The 14,850-nt window shown below is 44.4% G+C and carries 13 protein-coding genes; 6 read left to right on the top strand and 7 right to left on the bottom strand.

The genetic code is table 11. From position 1 onward, the window contains the following. Positions 1-10: 10 nt before the first annotated feature. Together I6E86_RS07240 and I6E86_RS07245 are read right to left on the bottom strand one after the other, a co-directional pair. On the bottom strand, positions 11-247 hold the full coding sequence (locus I6E86_RS07240; RefSeq protein WP_057761656.1) for a PA3496 family putative envelope integrity protein: 237 nt from the start codon (positions 245-247) through the stop codon (positions 11-13). Positions 248-460: 213 nt separating this feature from the next. Then, complete coding sequence (locus tag I6E86_RS07245; protein ID WP_197176511.1) at positions 461-1,891, bottom strand: hypothetical protein; 1,431 nt, start codon at positions 1,889-1,891, stop codon at positions 461-463. Between the two features lie 370 nt (positions 1,892-2,261). Here I6E86_RS07245 and serB point away from each other — a divergent pair, with 370 nt between their 5' ends. The 6 genes from serB (at position 2,262) to hemJ (ending at position 8,076) form a co-directional block, all read left to right on the top strand. Continuing rightward, positions 2,262-3,500 carry a phosphoserine phosphatase SerB gene (gene serB / locus I6E86_RS07250; protein WP_197176513.1) on the top strand — a complete coding sequence of 413 codons (1,239 nt, stop codon included), beginning with the start codon at positions 2,262-2,264 and terminating at the stop codon, positions 3,498-3,500. A 191-nt stretch (positions 3,501-3,691) separates the two neighbouring features. After that, positions 3,692-4,705 (top strand): DUF368 domain-containing protein, encoded by a 1,014-nt coding sequence (locus I6E86_RS07255; RefSeq protein WP_197176515.1) that lies wholly within the window; start codon positions 3,692-3,694, stop codon positions 4,703-4,705. Between the two features lie 255 nt (positions 4,706-4,960). Then, on the top strand, positions 4,961-5,362 hold the full coding sequence (gene aciT / locus I6E86_RS07260) for an AciT family ciprofloxacin tolerance protein (RefSeq protein ID WP_227680576.1): 402 nt from the start codon (positions 4,961-4,963) through the stop codon (positions 5,360-5,362). Positions 5,363-5,626: 264 nt separating this feature from the next. Continuing rightward, entirely contained in the window at positions 5,627-6,133 is a 507-nt protein-coding gene (locus I6E86_RS07265; RefSeq protein ID WP_197176517.1) for an SCP2 sterol-binding domain-containing protein, read from the top strand. A gap of 238 nt (positions 6,134-6,371) precedes the next feature. Beyond that, positions 6,372-7,520 carry a biotin synthase BioB gene (gene bioB, locus I6E86_RS07270; RefSeq protein WP_197176519.1) on the top strand — a complete coding sequence of 383 codons (1,149 nt, stop codon included), beginning with the start codon at positions 6,372-6,374 and terminating at the stop codon, positions 7,518-7,520. 121 nt (positions 7,521-7,641) lie between these two features. Next, entirely contained in the window at positions 7,642-8,076 is a 435-nt protein-coding gene (hemJ, locus tag I6E86_RS07275; RefSeq protein WP_197176521.1) for a protoporphyrinogen oxidase HemJ, read from the top strand. Between the two features lie 108 nt (positions 8,077-8,184). Here hemJ and I6E86_RS07280 read toward each other — a convergent pair whose 3' ends face one another. From I6E86_RS07280 to I6E86_RS07300, 5 genes are all read right to left on the bottom strand, one after another. Next, positions 8,185-8,841, bottom strand: coding sequence for a hypothetical protein (locus I6E86_RS07280; RefSeq protein ID WP_197176523.1), 657 nt, complete (start codon positions 8,839-8,841; stop codon positions 8,185-8,187). Positions 8,842-9,119: 278 nt separating this feature from the next. Further along, positions 9,120-9,614, bottom strand: coding sequence for a hypothetical protein (locus I6E86_RS07285; RefSeq protein WP_197176525.1), 495 nt, complete (start codon positions 9,612-9,614; stop codon positions 9,120-9,122). A gap of 115 nt (positions 9,615-9,729) precedes the next feature. Beyond that, complete coding sequence (gene rph / locus I6E86_RS07290; RefSeq protein WP_194364566.1) at positions 9,730-10,446, bottom strand: ribonuclease PH; 717 nt, start codon at positions 10,444-10,446, stop codon at positions 9,730-9,732. 180 nt (positions 10,447-10,626) lie between these two features. Further along, complete coding sequence (locus I6E86_RS07295) at positions 10,627-12,426, bottom strand: AMP-binding protein (protein WP_197176527.1); 1,800 nt, start codon at positions 12,424-12,426, stop codon at positions 10,627-10,629. Between the two features lie 524 nt (positions 12,427-12,950). Further along, the gene (locus tag I6E86_RS07300) at positions 12,951-14,678 is read right to left on the bottom strand and encodes an AMP-binding protein (RefSeq protein ID WP_197176529.1); all 1,728 of its coding nucleotides are present in this window, start codon (positions 14,676-14,678) and stop codon (positions 12,951-12,953) included. Positions 14,679-14,850: the final 172 nt, after the last annotated feature.

Below are 14,850 nucleotides of genomic sequence, written 5' to 3' on the forward strand. Positions count from 1 at the left end.
TGTCTAAAAATTAGAAATCGTCGTCATCCCAATCATCGCCATCTTCATCGAAGTTGTCGATATCATCCAAATCGTCTTTCAACTCTTTGGCCAGACGCTTTTCTTCTAACAAATTATCAATCAGTCGGCGCTTTTCGAGACTGCTTAGACGTGTACGTACACTCGTCTCGGCTTCTTCGACCATCTTTGCATCATCATCGTCGACAAAATCATCATCAAAATCGTCGTCAATATCAGCGTCACTCATGACAAACTCCTATCATTTTTAGGCAAGGGTATTAAACATACAGTAATATATATATGCCTTATAAAGTCTCTACTGAATGTTGTCAATCCTTTTTCTCAATATGACCCATCTCATTTTTCAGACTGGGTCTGCAATATGACTCATATAGCAGACAATTGTACTGTAAATAAGCGAGCGCAAAATACGTCTAAGGATCAGTATATATTTAGTCTACTACTCATCTTCTTCGATCATCAGTACCGCATTACGGACGTCTGCCAAACGCTGAATCATCGAATCATTACCACCATCAAATATCGCACACTCACGCTCATAGACGGTGGTGGGTCGCATGATGCTATGTACTTGTATATGATTACTTATCTGTTTGAGGCCATTGTTTGGCAATAGAATCAGTAACTGCTCTTTTTTACCAATGCTCTGTAATAAGTGAGTCATAGCCTCTGACTGCGCGTCATCGCTCACGCCTGCTTTTGCCGGCAAGGCAAAGCGCGACAGCTCGATATGCTTATCATGAATGATTTTGTTGAGCATCAAGTACAATTTGGCAAGCATCACCCCTGCCAGCGCCACTTTAGCATGGCTATTGTCAGCTTTTAGCACCACACTAGCACCATTGTCTGCAAACTGCGCCTCATTCATGGCACTAACACCGAGCAGCAAAGGTTGTTTGAGCAATTCTGTCACCGCTTGATTAAAGAGCTGTGTACATAGCGCCAAATATGGCAAACGCTGGGCAGGTGCAAGACGCTCAAGCATATTGAACTCATCATGAAAGACAATCTGTACTCTCACTTTATCTACAGAGCGTGTCGCTGATAGTTTGGATGATTGGTGGCCAGTCCCTGCACTATCGGTCTCAGTGGTATTACCCTCACCTGATAGACTATCTGCATCAGCATCTACCGAGCCGCCAGTCGCATCTGTGATTTCCGTATTTTGCTGCGTTCTTAGGTAGTCGTTTACCTCGTTTTGTACATTAAACTTACGCGCACTGGTGACCATGTCATCGATTTCGCTCTCACTAGCAGCAGGTGGATGATTATTCGCTGCGTCATCAGATGAGCGTTCGACATCTCGATTATAGCCACGCTGATCGACTTGTGTATATTGCTCAATATATAACTCCTGGATATCATGGCTCAGCGCATTGATCTGCTCTTTGGTAGGGCGTGCCAAGTAGCCATACAGCAGCCAAAGCAATAAATGCAGCAGCATGGTGCCTATAACAAACGGCCATTGCATGGCGATAATCTCGCCTTTACTGATATCTTTCAATGTCAATGCCACGCTACCGATTACCGCATCGCCATTGGTCGCGATTTGACTAATGGTATCGCCTTGCTGCATCGGTGCATTACCGACGGGCACCAATATCTCATCGTTATTGTCTTTAATCAGTATCCGTGTCACGTCTTGCTCACTGGTATAGCGATTGGCAATGACACTAAGACTGACACGATCTTTGTTTTCTAACGATAGCCTTGCTTCATCAATCAGCTGGGCGACCATCTGCTCGCCTTTCAACGCACGACTGTTGCTCAGCTGCTGGTCGGTACTGATGACCAATAGCAGCGTCTGCAAACAAAAACTAACCAAAATAATGATGGCAAACAACCCTTGCCGCGGCGCTAAATACGTCATGATATAGTAAACTTTTTTGGAGAGAAGAAATTAAAAAACGAGGCATTCGCTCATTTTTTGGCTGGTTTGATAAAGCTAATTTGCATAGATCAGATATCTATAAAGCGAGGTCAACGCAATCATTTTTCTATAGTACAAGGGATATAGAAGCGTGACTTTTTATCTTGTCCACTATATCACCATAACAAGCCTGATGGCGTGAGTCACTTTATAAATTTATCACAATGACGCGATGGTTTTTTTCTGGTCATTTGCGCCATGATTGTGGTTTTTTTACGCCATTGATACTTTGCGTGTCATCTATAGGCGCTGCCCAGTAAAACTGTTATTATTCCCAATCTTATACGAGCATACAAGGGACAATTGAGCCATGCCAAAAAATACATCTTATTCGTTACCAAAAGACAGCAAAGCATGGCAGCAAGCCGTCGACTCTATTGCGGCATTATTACCTGAAGATACTAATTTGCAAGATTTTGATGCGCTACAGTCGCTGCCTGTTTTTGCGCTCATCGTTGTATTGCCGACTCACGTATCTACGCTAGATATTCATCAATATGTTCAGTCATGGGTCGATGAACAGCCCAACTGGCATTTGGTGACGGTCGCTGAAGACACGGACGCCAGTTTTGTCAATATCACAGTTTCTGATACAGAGCCAACGGCCGACGGTGCACAGCGCCTACCCTTTACCCATGCTCAAGTATTCCGTTACCTGCTAGTCCCTGTCAATGACACGCTGATGCATCCTGGCAAAAAGACCGCTGCCGCGCACATCATTGATGATCAGCTAACCACACGCTTGCGTCGTGATTTGACTGAAGAGTACAACAATACACGCAGTACAGACAGCACCGGCAACATAAACGTCGTTGACTGCCATATCTTATCTGTCGGCCATATGCTACGTACTCATAAGCTTGCCTGCTTTGATATGGATTCAACCTTAATTGAACAAGAAGTCATCGTAGAGCTGGCAAAAACCGCAGGCATTGGTGAAGAAGTCGAAGCCATTACTGAGGCCGCCATGCGCGGTGAAATTGATTTTGATGAGTCATTCGCTCAGCGCGTGGCATTATTGAAAGGCACACCAATTGACGTACTGGATGATATCTGTAGCCGCCTGACCGTCTCGGTAGGTGCGCGCACCACCATCAGTGCGCTAAAGGCATTGGGATATCATACCGTGCTAGTATCCGGCGGCTTTACGTATTTTGCCCGTTATATCGCTGAGCAGTTGGGGATTGATGAAGTACATGCCAACGCCTTAGATATCGACGAAGGTGAAGTCACCGGTCATGTACAGTGGCCTATCGTCAATGGTGACAAAAAAGCCGCCATCGTCAAGCACACCGCTGAGCGCTTGGGTATCGAGATGTCACAAGTGGTCTGCATTGGTGATGGCGCCAATGACTTGCCAATGATGGCCATTGCCGATCTAGGCGTCGCTTATCATGCCAAGCCTATCGTACAAGCACGTGCCGATGCCGCTATCAACGTGACGGGACTTGAAGGCACGCTCTATGCACTTGGCTATCCTGCGCTGTCTGATAGCAAGTCTAATACTGAGTCTAATACTGAGTCTGACATCAAGCCTGATGCTGAGTAATTGCTAACCACATTAAACGATCTCATAAGCTGGGTTAATGCTTTGTCATTGATCTGGCTTTTGTGCTTTATATGGTTTTATATTGCTTTTGTATGGCAGTCTTACCATTGTGATACTGCTTTGATATTTTATCATGATGCATAAAATCCACTTTTAGATAACACAGATTCTTAAACGATAAAGGAATGTTTATGACGGCACCACAATCTCCACGGCCAAACCAGCCGTCAGTTCCGCAACCATCGTATCCGTCACAGTCGTCAAACCTGAGCACTACTCCGACTCGTACTGACAGTCCAAAACAGCTCTTGGGGATTTATGTCAAAGGGATGGCCATGGGCGCTGCTGATATCGTGCCTGGCGTCTCTGGTGGTACCATTGCCCTGATTGCTGGTATCTACGAGCGTCTGATTAATGCGCTTGGCAGTATTGGCCCCAATCTTTGGCAGATATTTCGACAAGAAGGGGGTATCAAAGGTTTGCTCGCCGTTTGGCGACAGGTTGATGCGACCTTTTTGTTATGTTTGGTACTGGGTATTGCAACCAGCTTTGCTACTTTAGCCGGCATCATTAAGCACTTACTGGACAATGAGCCACTGCTCATTTGGTCGTTCTTTTTTGGATTGGTGGTTGCTACAGTATTTATTTTACTCAGTGAGATTGAGCGCTGGACTATAGGCCGTGCAGTATTGTTTGCTACTGGATTGGGCGCTGCAGTGGTGATTAGCAGTTTGCCATTACTCACGACCACACCCAGCTTGCCCTATTTGTTTTTTGCAGGGGCGATTGCCATTTGTGCGATGATTCTACCCGGTATATCAGGCTCATTTATTCTATTGCTGTTAGGTGCTTATGATACGGTTTTAGAAGCTGTCCATACCATGAATTTGAGTATTGTTCTTACCGTTATGGCAGGGATGGTCACTGGGCTGTTGTTATTCACACGTGCCCTAAAGTGGTTACTGTCGCGTTACTATCAAGCCACTTTGGCTTTACTGACAGGCTTTATCGCTGGCTCCTTGATAAAGGTATGGCCATGGAAAGTAGATGCCTTAGGCGCTCTAGATAATGAGGCGATTAATAATGTCATGCCATGGCAGTATCCTACTGGTGCACACTGGCTAACGACCATCGGACTCATGCTACTCGGGGCGATTTTAGTATCGTTATTATCTTGGTGGGGCAATCGTGCCAATCGAGTCTAAATCTTCAGCAAACCTGTCGCCTTTTCCTGTTAGTTGACACTATCTTGTCAAACCCAATCAAACTCCTTCTGCCCTCTAAAGTAAGCGTCGTTCTCTACGGCGCTTAGCCTATCCCCTAGCCATTAAAAATCGCAAAAACCAGCCAAAAAACCAAACGTCAACGGTTGTCGCAAAGTCGCCTCTCCCCTCTTTAGCTTTGTCCAACAACCTCTCATAATAACTCTATTGGAATTCACCTTATGAATAGCGAGATGAATGATGTTATTAACTATATTTTCTTTTGTTGGTGTTGAGGCGTGGGGCGTTATAACATGGCTCGGCTATGGATTGCTGGCAGGATTGATAATCGCGCTCGTGCTATCATCGCAGCGTTGGCTATTGCTCTATCTGTTTGGCGGTATGGCCTACTGGTTGGCTGTCGAAGTCGTTCAAAACGTTTTGTCAGGTAGCACTATGTTCTCTGAGCTGTCAGAGTGGCATCGCTATGTCATCGCGATGGGTGTGAGCTGGCTACCGCTAGCGGGCTGGGTACTGTACCGAGCATTACGCTATGATGACGTGAGTCAATCCGTGCAGCAGCAGCGTGCGCTAGAGGCCGCACGCTATATTGAGCATACGCCTGTTTATGACGACGATTACAAACCGCGATTTCATTAATCCTGCCTGATCCTGCTTTCGATATTGCTTTTATCACCATATTATCTTTATAGCTGCTATCACTATAATACCGTTGCTGAGATATCACGCTTAGCAACGAGTCATGTCATAACAATATTAAATGTTACAAGATGCTTAACACTCTCTACTTAACTCCTAAAGAGTTCAGGTTACTGCATGGTTTATAATAGGGTTATATATTTGTCATAAGAATTGGTATAAAGTACGCCTTATTTTTATGCGTCATTTTTTAGGAGTTTTACTATGTTTACAGTTCCTGTGTTAGACATCAAATCTGATCCATTAGACGCTTTATTGGCAGTGGTTGGCTATCGCTTATCAATGCTAGCTGATAGCAACGATGAAGCTGTCCAAAAGCTATTCGCTGATCGTGCAGTCACGATCGAATTTGCCAGCACTGAATCTGAGATTGCTCGTCATTTTATTTTTGATAATGGTCAGTTTAGTCAGCAAAGCGGTCATGCAAAAAAAGCAGACCTTACGATTACTTTTAAAGACTCTATGACTGGCGTCAAGCTGTTGACCAAAGGCAGTTTGCCAGCATTTATGACTGCAGTACAAGAAGGCAAATTAAGCATTGAGGGTGATTATAGCCTCATGATGTGGTTCAATAAATTGGCCAAACATATCGTGCCGACTATTCCAGAAGAATGCAAACCGTATCTGGATAAAGCCAAGCCTTATGCATATAAAGCACAGAAATTCGCTGAGCATTGGGTTGGTGTTGCTAAGCATAAACTGGGTAAATAATTCGCTATAGATGAGAGGTGTATTAAATGGAATCAAGAGGTGCGTTAATCAGTAGTCATTGATACAATAGATGGATAGTTACTACTTATATACGCCACTGTGATATTTACACATACTCTCCAGCAGTGTTCTGATTTTCTAAAAAGGTTACGGTATACTATATCGCAGCCTTTTTTATTATTTTAAAAACACAAAAACATTTAGATGTACCCAATACCGTTATAAAAGGATTTATCTCATGGCAGGATTACTTAACATCTCAGAACCCAATGCCGATAGCCACGCTCAGACACTCAATCATCAAAACAGTAACGATGATTTTTTGGCCAGTTTAACCGATGCCAACCAACCAACTCCGCACAAGCATAGCCGCGAAGAAATCGCCGCACTGTTTGATTTGCCATTGATGGATTTGTTGTTGCAAGCACAGACTGTTCACCGTGAGCATTTCACAGCCAATGAAGTACAGATTAGTACGTTGTTGTCGATTAAAACGGGTAACTGCCCTGAAGATTGTGGCTACTGCTCACAATCAGGTCACCATCGCGACACCACCAAACTACAAGCAGAAAAACGCATCGAAGTAGACAAAGTCATTGCCGCTGCCAAACGTGCCAAGAATAGTGGCTCGTCACGCTTCTGCATGGGTGCGGCATGGAAACATCCAAGCGCAAAAGACATGCCTTATGTGGTTGAGCTGATCAAAGAAGTCAAGGCACTAGGGCTTGAGACCTGTATGACGCTTGGTATGTTAGATACCAATCAAGCAACGCAGTTGGCGGATGCCGGGTTGGACTATTACAATCATAATCTAGATACCTCGCGCAGCTATTATGAACAAGTCGTCAGCACACGCAGCTATGATGAGCGCTTAGATACGATAGAAAACGTGCGCGACTCAGGCATCAATGTCTGTAGCGGTAACATCGTAGGTATGGGCGAAAGCCGTGATGACCGCATCGATTGGGTACATGAACTGCTCAAAATGCCAAAAGCGCCAGAGTCTATCCCAGTCAATTTGCTCGTGCCGATTAAAGGCACACCGATTGGTGACAAAGTATTGGCCGAAGGTCAACTGTCTGTACTTGAATGGATTCGCACCATTGCCGTGTCGCGTATCTGCTGCCCAACCAGTTATGTGCGTCTGTCTGCTGGTCGCGAGAGCCTATCAGACTCTGAGCAAGCCTTAGCATTTATGGCAGGTGCCAACTCGTTCTTCTATGGTGATAAACTGCTGACAACTGGAAACTCAAGCCAGTCAGGCGACGATAGACTTATGCGTGAGCTTGGCTTAACCAAGCAGTTTGCCGCACCACGAGCGCCAAAAGTATTGCCTGTCATGGACGCGATGAGTGGTCATCAAACACAAGTGGTACTGGCTGACTAGTTTGACGATGTGCCGCGACTAGTTATTCATCATCTGCATTTGATTGGTCAACATTTAACCCTTATAAAAAGCATATGAAAGTAAGCCTAATATCAAAGGGCTAATAACAAGAGATTAAGTCATGGCAGATTATTTTAACTGGATTAAAGCAGCGCATATTATTTCAATGGTCTGCTGGTTTGCGGCGATATTTTATTTGCCGCGTCTGTTTGTTTATCATGCGATGAGTGATGATACCATCAGCCAAGAGCGCTTTACCATTATGGAGCGTAAGCTATATCGCGGTATCATGACGCCAGCGATGATAGCGACATGGATATTTGGTCTATGGATGGTTGGACTAGGTTGGGATGTGTATAAAACCCAAGGCTGGCTACACGTTAAGCTTTTACTAGTGATATTGCTATCCGGCTATCATGGCGCTTGCGGATTGTATCGCAAAAAACTGATTGATAATCCACACTATAAATCGCATAAGTTTTGGCGTTGGTTCAATGAAGTGCCAGTCTTTGCCTTGGTGATTATCGTCATTTTAGTCGTGGTAAAACCTTTCTAAACCTAGCGATAGAGCTAGAAAGATAATTAATACTTACAAAGCAAAAGCGTCCGCCACTTTATCAGTGACGGACGCTTTTTTTATCACACTATGGGGTGCTGGGGATGCTTAGACACTAGGACGCATGATTTGATAGACATTGCTCAAATCATACACGCGATAACGAGCTGGCTCACGGCGGTTTTCACCAGCATAACTGAGTATCAGTGCTTGCTTGGCACGTTCATCGACCCAGCCCACAAACAGTCCACTGTGCTCGACACCATTGTAGCCATGATTGATATAATAGAGCCAATCTCCCACTTCAATCTCGCCACTATTGGCATAAGGGCCTTGACCATAGGTGCCTTTATGGATGGTATCGCGCGATACCCCCGCCCGATTGAACACCGCGTTTAGATAGTCCCAACAGCCACCTTTGATGATGGTGCGCTCGTTGAGCGCCATTTTACGCGCCATACTCACCACTTCACGTGCAGCCTGACTACTTTGTGTCTCCGCACTGCTCAGTAGCGGCAGATATTCACTATCAACATTGTCATAATTCCCTGATAAAAACGCAGGCAATACTGATGCATACTGACGTTGTACCTCCGGATAGCGATAAGTAGTACTGATCGTAGATTGAGCCGACTTCTGAGCAATGAGTGCGCTCATGCTGTCTGCGTGGGCTTGGCTTGCCGCGCTACAAGTAAGTAATAATAAACTGCAGGATGCGGCAATTGATGGCATAAATTTAGACATAGACATAGGCAAACGCGACATGACTGACTCCCGGTCAATGAACGTTCACTGACGGTGTAAATAATAATGAGGATTAAGTGTTGCACTGTTACTTATAAACCATTTAAGCACAAATCTGCAAGTATTATTCACCCAATGTAGGCGATAACTGGCATAAAAATACTGATGAATGGTAAAAGCAAATAGAGGATATGGGAGACTTGCAGGAAAATATTGGGGATATTAGAGCAGGTTAATGAATTGGTTGATGTGATTTTTCATAGCACTAACTGTTGGATGTTAACCTGTGAATGAGGAACTTACTGACCGCTATTCATTTTAATATTGACATGACGTTTGCTAAGCGCTTGCCCTTCTAGAATTGCTTTGGTGGCTTTTGCTTCTTGAGCACTCTCAAAACCATTGATATGATATTTACGTACGTCGCTGCTATCGACAATCTGTAATTGATCGCCTATCAGCACTACCTTGTCACCATCAGCCAAATAAATGTGATCGCGTTTGCCCAGATTGTCATGCACCAGCTCACCTGCCCGTACCCATAATGTGCCATTACTGATCATACCGCTCATGGCTTTTTTGTGTTTCTGACGCTGTTTATTAAAAATAAAGCTGCCAATAATAAGAAGCGCAAGGGCACCAAGGGCCAAACGTTCAGACAATAGGCTCATGGCCATAGCAACTGCCACTGCTCCTATCAATAAGGCAGACCCAAACCAAAACATCCCGTTATCACCAGCGTTTGGCTGACTCTGTAAGGTGATTTTTGCGCCATCATCAGTCAGCTTGAGCATGCATTCTTACCTATTACGAGATGTGAGGATAATTGTCTGTGAAAAAACTGCCTATCAGGAACCAACAGGCAGTTATTAAAACTGAAAACAAAGTACGGTGTGCAATGAAAACTGACTACCAGCCAAGTGCAGTTTGTTGCATCTTAATGAGTTCTGCAATGCCTTTTTCGGCCATTGAGAGCATAGCGTCTGCTTGAGCACGCGTAAATGGTTTTTCTTCAGCAGTACCCTGAAGCTCAATGAACTCGCCTTTTTGGGTCATGACTACGTTCAAATCTGTATCACAGCTAGAGTCTTCTTCGTAGTTCAGATCTAAATACGCCTCGCCATCTTTCATACCGACAGAAACCGCAGCTACCAATCCAATGAGAGGATCGGCTTTAAGCTTTTTGCTTTTTTGGATGGTTTCTAACGCATCAATCAGCGCAATTGCCGCACCAGTGATACTCGCAGTACGAGTACCGCCATCCGCTTGCAAGACATCGCAATCAAGATAGATGGTGTTTTCGCCAAGCTTACTCAAGTCAATCATGGCACGCAGACTACGCCCGATCAGACGCTGAATTTCTTGGGTACGGCCGGACTGCTTACCACGGGCCGCTTCACGTTGGTTACGGGTATTGGTCGCACGTGGCAACATACCATATTCGGCAGTGATCCAACCTTTACCTTTGCCCTTGAGCCAGCGTGGTACACCCGACTCGACACTGGCCGTACATAGCACTTTGGTGTCGCCAAAACTGACCAATACTGAACCTTCAGCATGCTTGGTATAATGGCGCTCAAAGCTGATCGAGCGAAGTTGGTCAAGCTCACGATTGTCAATACGCATAAAAATTCCTAGTACGGTGTTATAAAAGCCATGTCAAAAAACACACTATTTTTCATCCGAGGATTAACCAATAGGCATTTAGTAGACTAAAATCTTAAGATATCCTAACGTGACAGCGGCGCAATAGCAAGATTCACTCACGCTATTACGCCGCTGCGTTGGTCAAGTTTGATACTAAATTTATTCTAACCCTTCCATCTTACGCAATTCTTTACGTAAGATTTTACCCACGTTCGATTTTGGTAATTCGTCAACGAACTGTATATGGCGCGGGCGTTTATAGCCAGTCAATTGTTTTTTGCCATAATCGAGCAGCTCTTGTTCTGTGACGTCGCCCTTTTTGACCACAAACAATTTTGGCTCTTCACCGCGATCATCATTAGGAATACCAATTGCACCGCACTCAACGACCGCTGGATGCTCGCTCATCGCTTCTTCGATCTCATTTGGATACACATTGAACCCAGAAACTAAAATCATGTCTTTTTTGCGATCGACAATTTTGATAAAGCCTTTTTCGTCCATGATACCGATGTCACCGGTTTTTAGATAACCGCTAGCTGTAAAAGACTCAGCTGTTTCTTCTGGACGGTTTTGGTAACCAATCATGACCTGTGGACCTTTTACGCAGATCTCACCACGATCGCCCATCGCCACTACATTTTCGTCTTCATCGATGAGCACAATGTCAGTACTAGGCGCAGGAATACCGATTTTTCCAGTAAACTCTGCAATGGTCATTGGGTTAAAGGTCACAACAGGTGAAGTTTCAGATAAACCATAGCCTTCAACGATTGGCAGACCAGTGATTTTATGCCACTCTTTTGCCACGCTAGGTAGCACTGACATACCACCGCCGATAGACGCTTTTAGATTAGAGAAATCCAAATCGGCAAAACTGTCTTTGTGCACCAAACCATTGAACAAGGTATTCACGGCTGGAATAAAAGCAGGTTTGTATTTGCCCATTTCTTTGATAAGCCCATCAAGATCGCGCGGGTTTGGAATGAGCAACCCTGCATAGCCTTGATACATGCTGCACATACCACACACCATAAACGAGAAAACATGATATAGCGGCAATGCAGTCAAAATAACGTCTCTGCCATCGATATCATCATCAAAGGCACTGTTCATCAACGCGCTGACCTGTAGCATGTTGGCGACTAGATTACCATGAGACAGCATCGCGCCTTTAGCCACGCCTGTCGTACCGCCTGTGTATTGTAGCAATGCCACGTCGCTTAGATTCAATTCAGGGCGCTGGTATTTGCTGGCTGAGGCTTCGTTTAATGCGTCTTTAAAACTCACACTGTTTGGTAAGCGATAAGCAGGAATCATTTTTTTGACATGACGAGCAACGAGGTTGACCACGGCTCCCTTGATCGTTCCTAGCATGTCGCCAATTTTACAGACGATGACATGCTCAACTTGACCTTTGTCTTCCGCATCTTGATACGTTTTTGCAAAGTTCTCAACGATGAACAATGCTTTGGCACCACTGTCATGCAGTTGATGTGACAATTCGCGACTGGTATACAACGGATTGACGTTGACCAGTATCATACCGGCACGAATAACCCCCAATGCCACTATTGGATACTGCAAAAGGTTGGGCATCATGACCCCAACTTTATCGCCTTTGACCAACCCTAATGACTGCAGATAGCTGGCAATCTGACGACTGTACAGATCTAATTGCTTAAAGCTAATAGACGCGCCCATACAGATATAGGCTGTTTTTTGTCCATAACGACTAAAGTTACGCTCGAACACATCAAGTAAAGACGTACTATCCTCGGGCATCTCAATAGTAGCATCGATGTCATAACGCTCATAAGCACTCAGCCACGGACTGTCGCTTGCGATAGTTGGCATCGTGGGAAATGCATTGCTTTGATAAGCATTGCTGGCTGCATCAGCTTTGCCATCAGTCGCTGCATTATTTTCTGTCGTCTCTTTATTGATATTGTCCGTCATAATTTTCCCTAAACGTTACCGTTAAAAACATAGAATACTTTAATAAAAACACCATTATTTTTTATGATTCATCAATGATGGCAACATCTTGTGAATGAGAAGCCGTTGAATAAAACCGGCGTATCATTCACAGAGTGTTAATCAAAGAGGTGTGTGAGATTCATACCAGATAGGCCGCCCTACATAAAACCAAATCACGAATTAGATATATCATAATAATGTGTCAGCCATACAGACCAAAATCATCAATTTTTCAGGTATATACAAAAATACATCGATGGGCACTATAGCAGTTTTGCTAAACATTCTCTATTAATAGTCGCTGTGTCATATCCACCTTGAGACTGCCCAAAACCATCAAGACAAAAAAATGATAAGACAGCATAGTTGCAGTCTTATCATTTTGGATTATCACAGCCTATCTTGATTCATGTTTCAGCTGTGCTTATCCTTCATCAGTACACTCATAGAGCTCAAGCATTCTACTTCAGCTTACCTTGAGCGTACCTATATTAAACACCGTATCAACCGTGATTTTTCTCTTCGAGTACACGTAGATCTTTACGTAGGATTTTACCCACATTAGACTTTGGTAGCTCATCAATAAACTCAACACGGCGAGGACGCTTATAGCCTGTTAAATGCTCTTTACCGTACTCAAGCACTTCTTCGGTGGTCAGACTAGGATCGTTACGTACGACGTAAATCTTAGGAATCTCACCGCTCTTCTCGTCTTCGATACCGATGACACCGCACTCTAAAATCTTAGGATGGCCGGCCATGACCTCTTCGACTTCGTTAGGATAAACGTTAAATCCAGACACCAAAATCATATCTTTTTTGCGATCAACGATCGTCACGTATCCGTTGTCAGCCATGATACCGATATCGCCCGTACGGAAGAAACCATCCGCTGTCATCACTTCAGCAGTCGCTTCTTCGCGGTTCCAGTAGCCTTTCATGACCTGTGGTCCACGGACACTAATCTCGCCGCGCTCACCAAGTGCCACTTCGTTACCAGCATCATCTAAGATGGCCACATCAGTCGCTGGCATCGGTACACCAATGGTGCCCGTAAATGTTTTACTATTGCTAGGGTTCGAGGTTGCAACCGGTGCAGTTTCTGACAAGCCATACCCTTGGATAATGATATTGCCTGTTACTTGACGCCATTTTTCAGCGGTCGGGCTCAGTACTGCCATGCCGCCGCCCATTGATTGACGCAGCTTGCTATGATCCATCGCGATAAATTCTTCGTTATTGGCAAGCGCATTGAACAATGTATTAACCGCTGGGAAGAACGCTGGTGGATTGGCTTTGTATGCCTTTAACAAGCTATCAAGATCACGTGGGTTTGGTACCAGTAGCACCACACAACCGCGATATAGACCAAACATACCGCAGACAGTGAATGAGAAAATATGATACATCGGCAATGCTGTCATAATGACAGGCTGCTCACCTCTTTGATCAAAATCATCAAAGGCGGTGCCCAAAAAGGTATTAGATTGAATTAAGTTTGCGACCAAGTTTTTGTGTGTCAGCATCGCGCCTTTTGCCACACCTGTCGTACCACCTGTATATTGTAAGACGGCAATATCATCAAGTGTGATATCGGTTGGGCGCTTATATTTGCTAGCAGCGACTTGCTTTAGGGCACTCTTAAAAGGAATGCTGTTGCTAATACTGTAATCTGGTACCATTTTTTTGACATGGCGCACGACCGTATTGACCATAAAGCCTTTGAGCGTACCCATCAAGTCGCCCATACCAGTAATCACGACCTTATCGACCACATTGCGACCAATATCTTGATAGGTCTTGGCAAAGTTTTCGACCATAATCAATACTTTGGCTTGTGAGTCAGTCAGTTGATGCTCAAGCTCTCTGGTCGTATATAATGGATTGACGTTAACTAAGGTATATCCTGCCCGCAGGACTGCAATGACCGAGATTGGCAATTGCAAAATATTGGGCATCATGACCGCAACTTTGTCACCTTTGACCAGTCCTAATGACTGTAGGTAAGCGGCCATTTGACGACTGTATAGGTCTACTTCTTGGAAGCTCAACGATGAACCCATGCAAATGTAGGCCGTCTTATCACTATTTTTAGCAAAGCTTTGCTCAAAAATATCAATGAGTGAGGTGTCATTAGCCGGTAGTTCAATGTCGTATTCTAGCCCAAGCTCTTCATACGTTTTTAGCCAAACCTTATCATCACGACGGGTTAAGTTTACTTGATTTTCCATAATCTTTGTTCTCCTAGTAATAGTACATTATCGCCAACCCAAGCAAACCACAGTGTGATAAACATACCAAAATCCGAGATTGCTTGCCACATAACGGTAGCAAACAAGTCTATGACTGAATCGTATGGTGCTGAGTGAACGATATAGCAGTAAATAGCCCTTTGTTCATTAA

The sequence above is a fragment of the Psychrobacter sp. SWN149 genome (genome assembly GCF_015864565.1).
Classification (GTDB): domain Bacteria; phylum Pseudomonadota; class Gammaproteobacteria; order Pseudomonadales; family Moraxellaceae; genus Psychrobacter.